Genomic DNA, 14,928 nt, shown 5'->3' with positions numbered 1-14,928 from the left:
GCCTTCATCCTTCGAGACGCGGCGCGAAAGACGCGCCGCTTCTCGGGATGAGGGGTGAGAGAACAAAGAATTTAAGCGGCAGGGACTTCGGGTTTAATGGGCAAGATCACGGGTTTTCTCGAAATCGAACGGCATGACCGCAAGTACACTCCGGTCGCCGAGCGCGTGAAGCATTTTGGCGAGTTCGTCGTTCCCTTGACCGAGAAGGAAACGCGCGACCAGGCCGCGCGCTGCATGAATTGCGGCATTCCCTATTGCCACGGCACCGGCTCGGTGGCGCCCGGCACGCCCGGCTGCCCGGTCAACAACCAGATCCCCGACTTCAACGACCTCGTCTATCAGGGCAATTGGGAAGAAGCCTCGCGCAATCTGCACTCGACCAACAATTTCCCGGAGTTCACCGGCCGCATTTGTCCGGCACCGTGCGAGGCCTCCTGCACGCTCAACATCGACGACAACCCCGTCACCATCAAGACCATCGAATGCGCGATCGTCGACCGCGCCTGGGACAATGGCTGGCTGAAGCCGGAAGTGGCGACCGTGAAGACCGGCAAGAAGGTCGCGGTGATCGGCTCGGGTCCGGCCGGCATGGCCTGCGCGCAGCAGCTCGCCCGCGCCGGCCACGACGTGCACCTGTTCGAGAAGTTCGCCAAGGCCGGCGGCCTGCTGCGCTACGGCATCCCCGACTTCAAGATGGAGAAGGGCGTCATCGACCGCCGCGTCAAGCAGATGGAAGGCGAAGGCGTCACCTTCCACTACAACAGCCATGTCGGCGCCGAGGGCAATGTCGATCCGCGCGAGATGCTGAATGAGTATGACGCAGTCGCCCTGACCGGCGGCGCGGAAGCCCCGCGCGACCTGCCGATCCCCGGCCGCGACCTCCAGGGCATCCACTACGCCATGGACTTCCTGCCGCAGCAGAACCGCCGCGTCTCCAGCGAACCGCTGAACGGCGTCCAGGAGATCCTGGCCGGCGGCAAGCACGTCGTCGTCATCGGCGGCGGCGACACCGGATCCGACTGCATCGGCACCTCGCTGCGCCAGGGCGCGCTGTCCGTGACCCAGCTCGAGATCATGGCCGCCCCGCCCGAGCGCGAGAACAAGGGCCTCACGTGGCCGAACTGGCCGCTGAAGATGCGCACCTCGTCCAGCCAGGCCGAAGGCGCGGTCCGCGAATTCGCCGTGCTGACGCAGAAATTTTCCGGCGAGAACGGCCAGGTCAAGAAGCTGCACTGCGTCCGCGTCGACGACAAGTTCAAGCCGATTGCCGGCACCGAGTTCGAGCTCGACGCCGAGCTCGTCCTGCTCGCCATGGGTTTCGTCCACCCCGTGCACGAGGGCCTCCTCAAGCTGCTCTCGGTCGACCTCGACCCCCGCGGCAACGTCAAGGCCAACACGCTCGATTACCAGACCTCGCGCCCGAACGTGTTCACCGCCGGCGACATGCGCCGCGGCCAGTCGCTGGTGGTCTGGGCGATCCGCGAGGGGCGGCTGTGCGCAAGGTCGATCGATACGTTCCTGATGGGGAAGACGGATCTGCCGCGGTAGCTTTTCGCTCCGCTGCTAGACCCGATACGCGCTGTCATCGTCCGCGAAAGCGGGCGATCCAGTACGCCGAGACAGTTGTGACCCACTGAGAAGCCGCGGCGTACTGGATGCCCCGCCTTCGCGGGGCATGACGACGGAGTGAGTGGCGAGAGCGGCGCCGACCGGGCCGCGTGCGTTCGACCGCGATCCGCCGCCCCCTCAATTCTGCAGCCTCACCCCCAGCATCACCACCGTCCCCTGCGAGCTCGAGCCCGGCTGGTTCGAATCCAGGATGTCGTGACGCAGCGTGCCCTTGACCCAGATGTTACGGTTGAGCTTGTAGATCAGATTGCCTTCGAGCGAGTAGGTCTTGTCGTTGCGATTCTGGTTTTGGTAGTCGTAGGTGCCGTAGGTGAACTTGCCCACTGCCGTCAGCCAGCGGCGGAAGTCGTGGTCGACTTCGGCGGCGTAGGTGTGCACCAGCACGCCGGACGAGCCGGGGATCGTGGTCTCGTTGATCTGCGTGTCGGTGAAGAATTTCACCGTGGTGAGGCCGCTGGCGTTCCAGATCAGCGAGCCCGAGGTGAGGAAGCCCGCGAGCTGGCTGAGGCGTGGGTCGGTGTAGTTGCGTGCGGAATAGCCGACCGAGACCTCGCCGGTGAGGATGCGGGAAAACTCGAACGACGAGCCGATCTTGGCGTAGCCGCCGCTCGAATCGCGGAAATAGCCGTTGCGGTCGGCGGCCTGGTCATGCACGCGGGTGTCGCCCTGAACCTCGACGAACGGCTTCAGGCCCGGCTTCAGATCATAGGAGAAGCGCCCCACGCCGCCATACTGGTTGAAGTCGCGATCGCCATTGCCAAAGGTCGAGCCGTCGGTGAGCTTGGAATCCGTGTAGGCGGTGCGATCGACGGTGGCGCCGGCGGCGACCTGGAAGCGGTTGAAGGTCTGGTCGAAGCCGACGGTCGTGCCGTAGGTCGCGTAGACAGGATATTTCTGCAGGCCGGCCTGCACGTTCGGGCTGCCGGGATTGTCGGTGGCGAGCCGCAGGCGGAGCTGCGAGGTCAGCTTGAGATCGCGGTCGACGTCGAGGCGGCCGTCGACATGACCGGTGAAGTCGGGGCGGTTGATCTCGACCGGCGACGGCGAGGCAAAGCCGTCGATCGTCGCCGGCATGTTGTTGGTGTAGCCCGAGAACGAGCCGCGCAGATCCGCGACCAGCGCGTGACGCTCCCAGTCGGAGGCCACGAGCAGATCGGGCGCGACGACGAAGACCGGCGAGCCGACCGGCTTGTTGAGGCGCGCGGGGTTGGTGTCGTAGCCGGTCGAGAGCTCGAGCCCGCCCTTGATCAGAAAACTGCCGGCATAGTCGCCGACCGCGCCGAATGCATCGTCATCGGCCTTGAGGCGGCGGCGCAGCGGCTGGCCGGGCACGGTGCCCGCCATTGCCGCCGGCACCGGCACCTTGTGCGCGGTCTCCGACGGCGGCGGCGCGATGCGCGGCGGGCCGAGAGTCCTGTCCTGTGCTGCGGGAGGCACGGGCGAGCCGGGCCCGAGCGGGCGCTTCGGCTTGGGCTGGCCGGGATAGAGCTTTGGCTGCTGCCGCTTGCGGTTCAGCGAGTCGTAGCCGGAGCTGCTCGCGCCGTTGGCGGCGGGCAGGCCGTAGGTCGGGACCTGGTTGGCCGGAAGTTGGCCGGTGCGCGAGGTTGACGGCGTCTGCTGGCGCTTGCGCGGATCGGCACTGGGATCGGGCAGCTGCGGCAGCGCATCGGATGGAGCCTGCGGCACGCCCGCCGTACGGCGCGTCGGCAGCGTGTCGGGCGCAGCAAAACCGCCGCGGTTGGGATTGAACAGGTCCGGCGTGAGGCTCTGGGCGGCCGCGGGCGCGCTTCCGAGGGCGATCAGCACGAAGCATGGCAAAGCCGCGCGCAGGAATTGCACGCGTTTGCTCCGGCTGGTGCCTGGAGACGACCCCACGATGGAATAACTCCAACGAAATCAAACACTTTCACGATGACCTCCGCCGGGAGGCGGGAACCATCGTTAATGGAGTTAAAACAATTATGGTTAATGACCCGTTGAGGGTTTTGGCGCTCTCGTCGCCTCGTTCGCCCCGGCGTGCTAAGCAGGCGCCAACGGGCGAACGCCCCACCCTTCCCTGGACCAGAACATGCCGAGCTCGAAACCGCTGATGACCCAATCATCCGGCCCCATCCCCGATAGCGTCGAATCCGCGCTCCGCACGCTGGAGACCGAGAGCGGCGGCATCAACGCGCTCGCCGCTGCCCTGCGCGGCCCGCTGGGCGCAACCTTCGCCAAGGCGGTCGACCTGATCCGCAACGCCAAGGGCCGTGTCATCGTCACCGGCCTCGGCAAATCGGGCCACATGGGCCGCAAGATCGCGGCCACCCTGGCCTCGACCGGCACACCCGCCTTCTTCGTCCACACCGCGGAAGCTGCCCATGGCGATCTCGGCATGATCACCACCGACGACGTCATCATGGCGCTGTCCTGGTCCGGCGAGCAGCCGGAGATGAAGACACTGGTGAACTATTCGGCGCGCTTCGCGATCCCGATGATCGCGGTGACGTCGAACGCTTCGTCCTCGCTGGGACAGGCCGCCGACATCGTGCTCGAGCTGCCGAAGGCGCGCGAGGCCTGCCCGCACAATCTGGCGCCGACCACATCGACCATGATGCAGGTCGCGATCGGCGATGCCATCGCGATCGCGCTGCTGGAGGGACGCGGCTTCACTGCGCTGGAATTCGCGCATTTCCACCCCGGCGGCAAGCTGGGCGCGATGCTGAAGTTCGTCCGCGACTACATGCGCACCGGCGCGGAGATTCCGCTCAAGCCGCTCGGCACCAAGATGTCGGACGCGGTGATGGAGATGTCGGCCAAGGGTCTCGGCTGCGTCTGCATCGTCGACGATGCCGGCGGGGTCGCAGGCATCATCACCGACGGCGATCTGCGCCGCCACATGCGTCCCGATCTGCTGACCGCGTCCGTCGACGACATCATGACCAGGCAACCAAAGACCGTGCCGCCCTCGATGCTGGCGACCGAGATGATCGAGGTGCTGAACACGCGCAAGATCACGACGCTGGTGGTGACCGAGGCGGACAAGGTGGTGGGCATCGTCCACCTGCACGATCTGCTGCGGGCGGGCGTGGCGTAGCTCCTTCGCCTCTCCCAGCAAGCGGGCGAGGGAATCTATCGCGGAAACCGCGCCGCCTTCTCCTCCAGCGGCAGCCTCAAGCCGTTCGCCAGATACGACACGGTGCGATAGAAGCCACACAGCAGCATGATCTCCAGGATCTGCGCCTCGTCGTAATGCGCCGAAAGCGCGGCGAATTCGGCGTCATCAAGCGTCGCGCGGTGATGCAGCGCGTCCACCGCCGCGATCAGCGCCTGCTCGGCCGGCGACCAGCACGAAGACGTTGCATCGCCCTGCACGGTGGCGCGCACCTCCTTCTCCGCGAGCTTCGCACGCCCGGCAAAAATTGCGACGTGCACGCCCCATTCGTATTCGCATTTGTTCAGCGCGCAGGTGCGGTCGATGACGATCTCGCGCTGACGCAGCGACAGCGGGCCGGGGTCGAGCAGGCCGCCGGCGCGGAACTTGTCCCAGGCGCGGGCGTGGCCCGCCATCACCCGGAACAGCACAATCGGCGGCGCGCCGTGCATGATGCGGTCGAATTGTTGCTGGATCTCCGGGGGATAAGGCGGCGCGAGCGGGGCGATGCGCGGTGTGGCCTGGGACATGAGCCGTCTCCATTGCTACATTTATCGTAGCAATACGCTACATTATCTGTAGCATGGCGCAAGGGGGGTAAAGCGATGGCGAAACAGGCCGGTTCCGGATCACGAAGCGTCCGCGGCTCGCGCACCGGGCGGCCGGTCATGGCGCTGCTCGACCTGCTCGGCCGGCGCTGGAGCCTGCGCATCCTGTGGGAATTGCGCGGGAGCCCCCTCACCTCGCGCGCACTGCGCACGGCCTGCGATGAGGCTTCGCCGACGGTGCTGCAAGCGCGGCTGACGGAGCTGCGCGAGGCCGGATTCGTGGAGCTGGGTGACGGCGGAGGTTATGGCCTGACGGCGCTGGGACGCGAGCTGTGCGAGAAGTTCATGCCGCTGCACCGGTTTGCGGAGAGGTGGAGAAAGTAGGGCTCAAGGAGCAGCCAAGGACACTGTCTTCCCTTCTCCCATTCTTGTGGGAGAAGGGGAGAAAGAATCACGCCGCCGCCACCGTCAAATTCGCGCCGTCCACCCGCACCACCTTCACGCGCGTCCCCGCCGGCGTATCCGGACCCGCTACGCGCCACACCGTGTCGCCGATGCGCACCGTGCCGCTGCCGTCGATGATCGGCTTTTCCAGGGTGAACTCGCGCCCGAGCAGCGCCTCGGTGCGCTTGTTGAGGAAGGGGCTGGCGCTGGCGTCCAGCTTCGGCCGCGCGAGACGGCGCCACACCGGCACGGCGGCGGCTGCAAACACCGCGAACATCACGAGCTGGATTTGCCAGGACATGGCGACCGCGAACGAGATCAGGCCGACGAGCAGCGCAGCCAGCCCGAGCCAGAACAGGAAGACGCCCGGCGCCAGCACCTCCAACGCCATCAGGACGAAGCCGAAGATCAGCCAGTTCCAGGTGCCGAGCGATACGAACATGTCGGTCATGACACGACCTCTTTCATCATCCTTGCCGCGGCGGCACCGCCGGCGGCGTGCTGCCGGTTGTCGGCACCGAGCTGCCCCGGCGGGCGGCTGCGGCAGCCGAGGCCGCGCTTTCGCCGAACGTTGCCTTCGCAATCTCGCCGATGCCGGCGAGCGAGCCCAGCATGCTCATCGCTTCGACCGGAAGCATGATGACCTTCTGGTTTGGCGAGTCGGCCAGCTGCCCGAACGCCTTGATATACTTGTCGGCGATGAAATAGTTCAGCGCGGCGACGTCGCCCTTGGCGATGGCCTCGCTGACCATTTGCGTCGCTTTGGCTTCGGCCTCCGCCGACCGCTCGCGCGCCTCGGCGTCGCGGAAAGCGGCCTCGCGACGGCCTTCGGCCTGGAGGATCTGGCCCTGCTTGGCACCCTCGGCGCGCAGGATCTCGGACTGGCGCTGACCCTCGGCCTGGAGGATGTCGGCGCGCTTGACGCGCTCGGCCTTCATCTGCCGACCCATGGCTTCGACGAGGTCGGCCGGCGGCACGATGTCCTTGATCTCGATGCGGTTGACCTTGAGGCCCCAGGGCGAGACCGCGGCGTCGACGACGCGCAACAGGCGCTCGTTGATCTCGTCGCGATGCGACAGCACCTGGTCGAGATCCATCGAGCCCATCACCGAGCGGATGTTGGTCATGGTCAGCACCGTAACAGCCTGCACGAGGTTGGAGACCTCGTAGCTCGCCTTCGCGGCGTCGAACACCTGGAAGAAGGCCACGCCGTCCACCGTCACGGTGGCGTTGTCCTTGGTGATGACCTCCTGCTCGGGAATGTCGATCACCTGCTCCATCATGTTGATCTTGCGCCCGACGCGATCGAAATAGGGCACGATCAGATTGAGCCCGGGGCTCAGCGTCTGGGTGTATTTGCCGAACCGCTCGATGGTCCAGTCATAACCCTGCGGCACCGTCTTCACGCCGGCGACCAGCGTGACGATGACTAGCAAAACCAGAACAATCGCGAAAATGTCGAAACCGCTCATATCTCCTCCAAGGCGGGAAAAGCCCTTTCCCGCGCTGTCATTGGTCGGGAACGCGACCTTACCGGTTCAGCGGTCGTGCGTAACGTCGACATCGGCGTGATTCTGCACAAGACGTACGGAGAGGGAACGGTCCCGATTATGTATTTGTAGCACGCTCTTGAAAGCGCGCCGACGCAGCCCTAGCGGCCGAAGTTAACGAATTCGGCCACACCGCTCCGTCACAGCCGTCCCTATTCGATGACGTCATTCGCAAGGGCGAGCAGGCTTGGGGGAAGCGTGACGCCAAGCGCTTTGGCGGTCTTCAGGTTGATCGCGAGCTCGAACTTGGTGGGATTCTGGACCGGAAGGTCGGCCGCTTGCGCGCCCTTCAGGATGCGGTCGATATAGAAGGCGGCGCGGCGAAGCTGCTCGGCGCTGTCTGTGCTGTAGGACATCAGCCCGCCCTCGTCGACGAAGGTGCGGCTCCAGAACACCGCCGGCACGCGCGCCTCGCCGATCGCAGCCAGCAGATGCGCACGATTGGCCATGGTGAAGAAGTCCGGCAGGATCAGCACGCCGCAATCTTTCCGCGACGCCAGCGCCGCGATCGAGGCGGCGTCGTGGACGGGCGCTGCCTCGACGGTCACATGAAGCGTCCGTGCGGCATCTTCGATCGTGCGCAGCATCAACGGGGCAAATGGCGCGGTGGCGGGATTGTAGACGACGACCACGCGGGACACTTTTGGCGTGACCTGCGTCAGCATCTCCAGCCATTTTCCGGCGAGTGGGCCGTCGTAATCGGTGAAGCCGGTGATGTTGCCGCCGGGATGAGCGAGGTTTTCGACAAAGCCCTGGCTGACGGGATCGGTGACGACGGCGAACACGATCGGGATCGTCGCGGTACGCCGGCGCAGCTCCTCGACCGAGGGCGTGCCGACCGCAAGCAGGACGTCGGGCTTGAGCGCGATCAGTTCGTCGGCGAGCCGCGCGATGCGCGCACGGTCTCCGGCGCCGCTGCGCCAATCGATCCGCAAGTTGTCGTGTTCCTTCCAGCCATGGACGGCGAGCGCCTCGACCAGGGTCGTGCTGCGGGCCTGCCCGATCGCGTCATCCGCTGCCGTGACCGAGAGCACGCCGAGCCGCCGCGTCGCATTCGGCTGCTGCGCCAGCACGGAGGCCGGCAGCGCGGCGGTCATCCCAAGAAGCGCCAAAACCTCCCGGCGTTTCACGGGAGGCACCATCAGATCCAGCCCTGAAGCTCGCGCAGCACGAGCGTCCGGATCACATCCATGCCGGGATCGCTGTCGTTGAGGCAGGGGATCGCGGAGAACTGCTCGCCGCCATTGTGCTTGAAGATCTCGGCATTCTCCTGCGCGATCTCCTCCAGCGTCTCCAGGCAGTCGGCGGCAAAGCCCGGCGTCACCACCGCGATGCGGCGCACGCCTTCCTTGGCGAGACGCTCCATGGTCTTGTCGGTGTAGGGCTGAAGCCACTCGTCATTGCCGAAGCGCGACTGGAAGGTCAGCAGCAATTTTGTGCCGTCCATGCCGAGCCGGCGGCGCAGCGCATCCGTCGTGGCGATGCAGTGCGACTGATAGGGATCGCCCTTGTCGACATAGGATTTCGGCATGCCGTGGAAGGATGCCACGATCAGCTCCGGCTTGAACGGCAGCGTCGCCAGATGCGTCTCGATCGAGACCGCGAGCGCCTCGATATAGGCCTCGTCCTCGTAGTAAGGCGGCGTCACCCGCAGCGTCGGCTGGTTGCGCAGGCGGGCGAGCACGCGGAACACTTCGTCGCAGACGGTGGCCGAGGTCGAGGCGGAATATTGCGGATAGAGCGGCACGGCGAGGATGCGGTCGCACCCCTTCGCGATCAGCGCGTCGATGCCCGATCTGATCGAGGGATTGCCGTAGCGCATCGCCCAGTCCACCACGACATGGTCGCGGTCCGACAGTGCGGCGGCGAGCTTGTCGGCTTGCGACCGCGTGATGGTCTTCAGCGGCGACTCGTTCTTCTCGTTGTTCCAGATCTTCCGGTAGTCGAGCGCCTTGGTGCGCGGACGGCTGCGCAGGATGATGCCGTTGAGCACGAGCTTCCAGATCAGGCCCTGGTCCTCGATGACCCGGGCGTCCGAGAGGAACTCCTTGAGATAGACCCGCACACCGGGCGCATCGGCCGTATCGGGCGTGCCGAGATTGACCAGGAGCACGCCGACCCGCTTCGGGTTGGACTGAACGGCCGGCTTCGGGGTCTCGATGGGGGCTAAGGTCGTCATGGTACCGTTGCGTCGCGCGTTGCTCCGAACTTGTCAAGATGAGGCCCGTTTCGCTAGGGTCGCACCCCAGCGGGGAGGGGCTGATGACACTCGCGGAATGCTGCGTATTTGGAGCGCTGCTGCTTTATCTGGCGACGATCGTCTCGATCAAATGGATCAGGTTTCGCACGTTCGACAATTCCCGGCCGCGCGACCCCGCCTTTTTCGAGGACGCGCTGGCGCAGCGCGCGCTCGGCGCCCACCAGAACGGCATCGAGACCTTTCCGTTCTTCGCCTTTGCCGTCCTGCTTGCCGAATTCCGGGATTCGCCGCAGCGCCTGATCGACGAGCTCGCGGTGCTGTTCCTGATCGTGCGGATCGCCTATGTGCTGACCTATCTCGGCAACCGCCCGACGCTGCGCTCGATCCTCTTCAGCATCGGCTTTGCCATCAATCTCGGGATCTTCTTCATGCCGGTCTTGAAGCGGTTTCTGCCGGTGTGAGGCGGCTTCACGCCGGCAGATGACGCTCCCGCGTCGCGATCAGCGCCCGCATCGACGGCGGGATCGCGACCGGACGATGGGTCTCCTGGTTGGTGTAGACCCACACGATCTCGCCGGTTATCAGCGCGTCGGTGCCGTCCTTCAGGAAGATGGCGAGCTCGAAGGTGAGGCTTGAATTGCCGATCCGCGCCACGCGCGCACCGACGTCGAGCTCCCAATCGAACCGGACGGGCGCCTTGTATTCGATGACAGACCTGACGACGTGGAAATCGATGCCGCTCGCCTGCGCGTCCGCATATTGGTCAAAGCCGAGCGCGCGGAAATACTCGGTGATGGTGGTGTCGAAATAGGTCAGATAATGCGCGTTGAAGACCACGCCCTGACCGTCGATCTCGGAATAGCGCACCCGGAACGGGTGAAAGAACCAGAAGTTTTCGCGCGACATGGACCCCCCCGATCATTCTTGTTGGTTGACTCGGCAGCACACCGCTACGCGCTGAACTGCGTCCGGGGCACGAGAGCTCGGCCTAGAAACACGTCGTCCGCTCGGCGGCGATGTAGCCGAACAGCAGGCCTGCGCCGAACAGCAGCACGAGGCCGGCGGCGCCGAATTCGATGCCGCGCATGAAGAGCGCGCCGCCGCCGTCGCGCCCGGCGCTGAGGCGGGCCGCAATGTCCTTGGCGGAGACGGCGACCACCGCAATAGCCGCGACCGTGATCGCGGTGCCCAATCCCATCAGGAAGGTCGCGGCGATGCCGGCCCAGAACAGGCCCTGCGCCAGCGCGAACACCAGCACGAGGATCGCGCCCGAACAGGGTCGGATGCCGACGGTCAGGATCGCGGCAAATCCGCGCCGCCAGCCGCCGGGGCCGGCGAGCTCGCTCGGGGTCGGGCCGTGGGAATGGCCGCAATGCTCGTCGTGGACGTGGTCATGCCCGTGGTCGTGATGCGCGTGGGCGTGACCATGGTGATGATGGTCGTGGTCGTGATGATCATGCGCATCATGATGACGGTGATGGCCGTGATCATGATGGTCATGCGGCACGCCGGCGATCGCCGGCACCGGTTGGGCCGCCTGCAGCGCGCGGAGAAAGGTGCGGCCCTTGACCCAGACCAGCCGCAGGCCGAACAGCGCGATCAGTGCGTAGCTCGCGATCTCGATCGCGCCTTCTGCCTTGCACATGGTCTTGGCGGTGGCATTCAGCACCCAGGCCGAGATGCCGACGATCAGGATCGCGACCAGCGACTGCATCAGCGCCGAGGCAAACGACAGCGCAATGCCGCGCCGCGCGGTCTCGCGGTTGGCGACGAGATAGGAGGCGATCACCGCCTTGCCGTGACCGGGGCCGGCGGCGTGGAAGATGCCATAGGCAAACGAGATGAAGAGCAGCGTCCACACCGCCGAGCCGTCGGACTTCGCGGCGCGGATGGTCGACGACATCTGGCGATAGAATTCCGACTGCTTGGCCAGCAGCCAGCCGATGAGGCCGCCGGCCTCGGGCTCGGCCGCCTGCGCCGGGCGCGGCGCGCCGAACGGGTTTTGCGCGAGAAGATCGTGAAGCGCAGCATCGGCCACGGCCGCGACGAAGAGAACGCCGGCACAGGCGAGCAATCCGCGCGCGAGCGGGGAGAGTTGCGGCTTCAAGGGCAATCCACCGTGATCTTGTTGGCGAACATCATGCCGAAATTCGAATTCTCGCCGTTCATGAAGGTCTGCTCGTTGAGCTTCTGGGCGGTGGCCGAGCCGTCGCTGGGACGATCAAGCTTCATCTGGCAGCCGGCGGGCGCACCGACCAGCTTGACCGGATTGTCCTTGGCCATCTGGAAGTCGATGAAGAAGGAGCGGTCGAACACTTCGAGCATCAGCTGTTTGGGCTTGACCGGGTTCTTCAGCGGCAGCGTGAAGTGCAGGGTCAGCACCGTATCCTTGTAGTCGAGGAAGTAGTCGACCGGCTCCTGGAATCGCTCCTTCTTGCCGTCGGCTCGCGCGAAGGTGAAGTAGGCGTATTCCTTCAGCGATTCGACATTGGTCTGCGCCAGCGGCCCCAGCTCCTCGCGGGTATAGGCGCCCTTGGTCTTGGTCTCGAGCCCCTGCACCGCATAGGCCGAGAACATGTCGTCAAACGTCCAGGCGTGGCGGACGCCGGTGATGCTGCCGTCGGCCGCGTAAAGCAGCTCGCTGGTCGCGGTGATCCAGACATGCGGATGCGCCCGCGCCGCGCCCGCTACGAACGTGAGGCCGGCGGCGAGCAGCAGACCGAACAGGGCGCGCATGCCCATCAGGCCGCCTTGGCGCTGTCGAGCAGGCCGCGCCGGCGCAGCAGTGCGTCGGGCTCGGGCGGGCGACCGCGGAAGGCCTCGTAGGCGGCTTCGGGATCGACCGATCCGCCTGACGCGTAGATGTCGTCGTGCAGGCGCTTGGCGACGGCGGGATCGAAGATGTCGCCGGCCTCCTCGAACGCACCGAAGGCGTCGGCGTCCATCACCTCGGACCACATGTAGCTGTAATAGCCGGCCGCGTAGTGATCACCGGAGAAGATGTGGCCGAACTGGGTGGGCCGGTGGCGCAGCGAGATCTCCTCGGGCATGCCGATCTTTTCCAGCTCGCGTCTCTCGAAGGCGCGGACATCCTGCGCGGCCTCGGCCGGCTGGGTGTGGAATTCGAGATCGACCAGCGCGGAGGAGACGAACTCGACCGTGGCAAAGCCCTGGTTGAATTTTCGCGCGGCCAGGAAGCGCTGCAAGAGGTCGTCCGGCAGCGGCTCGCCGGTCTGGTAGTGGCGGGCGAACTTCTGCAGCACCTCGGGCCGCTCCTGCCAGTGCTCGTAGAGCTGCGAGGGCAGCTCGACGAAATCGGTGAACACCGACGTGCCCGACAGCGACGGATAGGTCACGTTGGAGAGCATGCCGTGCAGGCCGTGGCCGAACTCGTGGAACAGGGTGCGGGCATCGTCGGGCGACAGCAACGAGGGCTCGCCCCCTGCCCCCTTCGAGAAGTTGCAGACATTGATGATCAGCGGCGCGATCTCGCCGTCGAGCTTCTGCTGGTCGCGCAGCGAGGTCATCCAGGCGCCGGAGCGCTTCGACGGCCGGGCATAGTAATCGCCATAGAACAGCGCCTTGTGCTTACCGTCAGGACCCTTCACCTCCCAGACCCGGACGTCCGGATGCCAGGCCGGCACGTCCTTGCGCTCCTCGAACGTGATACCGAACAGGCGCGTGGCGCAGTCGAAGGCAGCGGCGATCATCTGGTCGAGCGTGAGGTACGGCTTGATCGCGGCATCATCGAAATTGGCGCGCTGGAGGCGGAGTTTTTCGGCATAGAAGCGCCAGTCCCAGGGCGCGAGCTGGAAATTGCCGCCCTCTTCCGTGATCAGCGCCTGCATCTCGTCGCGATCGGCGAGCGCCCGCGCGCGGGCCGGCTTCCACACCCGCTCCAGCAGGCTGCGCACCGCATCCGGCGTCTTGGCCATGGAGTCCTCGAGCCGGTAGGCGGCGAAGGTCGGGTAGCCCAGGAGCTTGGCGCTCTCCTCGCGCAGCTTCAGGATCTCGACGATGGTTCCGTTGTTGTCGTTGGCATTGCCGTTGTCGCCACGCGCGGTGAATGCCTTGTAGACCTTCTCGCGCAGGTCACGCCGGGCCGAGCTCTTCAGGAATGGCTCGGTCGAGGAGCGCGACAGCGTCACGATCGCCTTGCCCTCCATGCCGCGCTCTTCTGCCGCAGCCTTGGCGGCGGCGACGAAGCTCTCCGGCAGGCCCTGGCGATCGGCTTCGCCGAGCTCCATGAACCATTCCTGCTCGTCGCCGAGCAGATGATGGCTGAAGCTGGTGCCGAGCTGGGCGAGCTTCTCGTTGATCTCCGCCATCCGCGTCTTGGCCTCTTCGGAGAGGCCGGCGCCGGAACGGTGGAAGCGGGTGTAGGTGCGCTCCAGCAGACGAAGCTGCTCGGGCGAGAGACCGAGGTTGGCGCGGTTCTCGTGCAGATGGGCGATGCGGCCAAACAGCACGGCGTTCATCATGATCGGATTCCAGTGCCGCGCCATCCGCAAGGAGACCTCCTTGTCGATCTCCAGGATGGCCGGGTTGGAATGCGCCGAGACGAGGTCGTAGAACACCGCCGCGACCTTGCTGAGCAGCTTGCCCGAGCGCTCCAGCGCAGTGATGGTGTTGGCGAAGTCGGCTGCGGCCGGATCATTGGTGATCGCCGCGATCTCGGCGGAGTGATCGGCGAAGGCCTGCTCGAACGCTGGCAGGAAGTGCTCCGGCCTGATCTCGTCGAAGGGCGGGGTCGCAAACGGCGTCACCCAGGCCCTCAGCAGCGGGTTGATCTCGGAGTCCGTAGTTTGGCGGGGTTCTGACATCGCAAGTCCCGATTTTTGAGCTGATTTGTTGGGGCCAGCTATAGCACGCGATGGGGCTTTTTTGGGCCATTTGCCCTTGCTCCCGGCCGCCTTTTCGGGGAGATTGCGGCCCTCGAAGCCTTGGGATCCCTGAGCTCATGAACGCGCCTTCCTCGTCCTCCCGTCAGATCGTCTGGCCGAGCGTCATCACTGTGATCAGCGCCGCCATCCTGATCGGCGCCGAAGTGTTCGGCGCGGCATTCGCCGGCGGCTGGGCACTCGCGATCCTGCTCGGGCTCGGCGACCAGGGCACGCACATCCTCCAGGCCGTGCTGTTCGCACTCGGCGTGCTCGTGATGACCGCCTTCATCCGCGCAGCCCAGCGCGTCGAGCCCTTCACCAAGCGCGTCTGACGCTTCGCGCACGACACGCGCGCGACACAGAAAACTTAACGCACGTTCATCTTCCGCGTCGCTCGCGCAACACTGCGCAAGCAGATGTTAGGCAATTCTGTCCGCAGCCTAAAAAAATTCTTGCGAAGCGGGTGCAAAAGCCTTATGTGCGCTCTTGCCCAATTTCGCACGTGCCTGTGGTCGTGTGTCAGTCGGTAGGTATCCGGACA

The 14,928-nt window shown here is 65.6% G+C and carries 15 protein-coding genes; 5 read left to right on the top strand and 10 right to left on the bottom strand.

Annotation, left to right across the window (positions count from 1 at the left end):
• The first annotated feature begins 96 nt into the window (after window positions 1-96).
• Window positions 97-1,548, top strand: a complete 1,452-nt coding sequence (locus I3J27_RS05165; protein ID WP_270166001.1) for a glutamate synthase subunit beta — start codon at window positions 97-99, stop codon at window positions 1,546-1,548.
• A gap of 198 nt (window positions 1,549-1,746) precedes the next feature.
• Here the strand turns inward: I3J27_RS05165 and I3J27_RS05160 are convergent, their stop codons facing one another.
• Window positions 1,747-3,504 (bottom strand): outer membrane beta-barrel protein, encoded by a 1,758-nt coding sequence (locus tag I3J27_RS05160; RefSeq protein ID WP_270165999.1) that lies wholly within the window; start codon window positions 3,502-3,504, stop codon window positions 1,747-1,749.
• Window positions 3,505-3,697: 193 nt separating this feature from the next.
• Here I3J27_RS05160 and I3J27_RS05155 point away from each other — a divergent pair, with 193 nt between their 5' ends.
• Window positions 3,698-4,705: a KpsF/GutQ family sugar-phosphate isomerase gene (locus I3J27_RS05155; RefSeq protein WP_270165997.1), complete on the top strand. Its 1,008-nt coding sequence runs from the start codon at window positions 3,698-3,700 to the stop codon at window positions 4,703-4,705.
• A 35-nt stretch (window positions 4,706-4,740) separates the two neighbouring features.
• Here I3J27_RS05155 and I3J27_RS05150 read toward each other — a convergent pair whose 3' ends face one another.
• Complete coding sequence (locus tag I3J27_RS05150) at window positions 4,741-5,292, bottom strand: carboxymuconolactone decarboxylase family protein (RefSeq protein ID WP_270165994.1); 552 nt, start codon at window positions 5,290-5,292, stop codon at window positions 4,741-4,743.
• Window positions 5,293-5,367: 75 nt separating this feature from the next.
• Between I3J27_RS05150 and I3J27_RS05145 the strand changes: the two genes are divergently transcribed.
• Window positions 5,368-5,694: a winged helix-turn-helix transcriptional regulator gene (locus I3J27_RS05145; RefSeq protein ID WP_270165992.1), complete on the top strand. Its 327-nt coding sequence runs from the start codon at window positions 5,368-5,370 to the stop codon at window positions 5,692-5,694.
• 67 nt (window positions 5,695-5,761) lie between these two features.
• Here I3J27_RS05145 and I3J27_RS05140 read toward each other — a convergent pair whose 3' ends face one another.
• The 4 genes from I3J27_RS05140 to hemH form a co-directional block, all read right to left on the bottom strand.
• On the bottom strand, window positions 5,762-6,205 hold the full coding sequence (locus I3J27_RS05140) for an NfeD family protein (RefSeq protein WP_270165990.1): 444 nt from the start codon (window positions 6,203-6,205) through the stop codon (window positions 5,762-5,764).
• A gap of 16 nt (window positions 6,206-6,221) precedes the next feature.
• Window positions 6,222-7,226, bottom strand: a complete 1,005-nt coding sequence (locus tag I3J27_RS05135) for an SPFH domain-containing protein (protein WP_270165988.1) — start codon at window positions 7,224-7,226, stop codon at window positions 6,222-6,224.
• Window positions 7,227-7,456: 230 nt separating this feature from the next.
• Entirely contained in the window at window positions 7,457-8,434 is a 978-nt protein-coding gene (locus I3J27_RS05130; RefSeq protein ID WP_306417051.1) for an ABC transporter substrate-binding protein, read from the bottom strand.
• Window positions 8,435-8,445: 11 nt separating this feature from the next.
• Window positions 8,446-9,483 carry a ferrochelatase gene (hemH, locus tag I3J27_RS05125; RefSeq protein ID WP_270165984.1) on the bottom strand — a complete coding sequence of 346 codons (1,038 nt, stop codon included), beginning with the start codon at window positions 9,481-9,483 and terminating at the stop codon, window positions 8,446-8,448.
• Window positions 9,484-9,566: 83 nt separating this feature from the next.
• On the opposite strand from hemH, the gene I3J27_RS05120 reads away from it, so the two are divergent.
• A complete protein-coding gene (locus I3J27_RS05120; RefSeq protein ID WP_270165982.1) occupies window positions 9,567-9,965 on the top strand; it encodes an MAPEG family protein in 399 nt (132 codons plus the stop codon).
• Window positions 9,966-9,972: 7 nt separating this feature from the next.
• Here the strand turns inward: I3J27_RS05120 and I3J27_RS05115 are convergent, their stop codons facing one another.
• The 4 genes from I3J27_RS05115 to I3J27_RS05100 all read right to left on the bottom strand — a co-directional run bounded on the left by I3J27_RS05115 (window position 9,973) and on the right by I3J27_RS05100 (window position 14,327).
• Window positions 9,973-10,410 carry an acyl-CoA thioesterase gene (locus I3J27_RS05115; RefSeq protein WP_270165980.1) on the bottom strand — a complete coding sequence of 146 codons (438 nt, stop codon included), beginning with the start codon at window positions 10,408-10,410 and terminating at the stop codon, window positions 9,973-9,975.
• Between the two features lie 82 nt (window positions 10,411-10,492).
• Window positions 10,493-11,611, bottom strand: coding sequence for a nickel/cobalt transporter (locus tag I3J27_RS05110; protein ID WP_270165978.1), 1,119 nt, complete (start codon window positions 11,609-11,611; stop codon window positions 10,493-10,495).
• Complete coding sequence (locus I3J27_RS05105; protein WP_270165976.1) at window positions 11,608-12,246, bottom strand: DUF1007 family protein; 639 nt, start codon at window positions 12,244-12,246, stop codon at window positions 11,608-11,610. Before I3J27_RS05105 ends, I3J27_RS05110 begins: the two co-directional genes overlap by 4 nt.
• Window positions 12,246-14,327 carry a M3 family metallopeptidase gene (locus I3J27_RS05100; protein ID WP_270165973.1) on the bottom strand — a complete coding sequence of 694 codons (2,082 nt, stop codon included), beginning with the start codon at window positions 14,325-14,327 and terminating at the stop codon, window positions 12,246-12,248. Before I3J27_RS05100 ends, I3J27_RS05105 begins: the two co-directional genes overlap by 1 nt.
• 137 nt (window positions 14,328-14,464) lie before the next feature.
• On the opposite strand from I3J27_RS05100, the gene I3J27_RS05095 reads away from it, so the two are divergent.
• Entirely contained in the window at window positions 14,465-14,719 is a 255-nt protein-coding gene (locus I3J27_RS05095) for a hypothetical protein (RefSeq protein ID WP_270165971.1), read from the top strand.
• Window positions 14,720-14,928: the final 209 nt, after the last annotated feature.

Source organism: Bradyrhizobium xenonodulans (assembly GCF_027594865.1).
In the GTDB taxonomy this organism is placed as follows: domain Bacteria; phylum Pseudomonadota; class Alphaproteobacteria; order Rhizobiales; family Xanthobacteraceae; genus Bradyrhizobium; species Bradyrhizobium xenonodulans.
The sequence above is the reverse complement of the archived record's forward strand: the minus strand, read 5'-3'. Positions and strand labels throughout refer to the sequence as shown.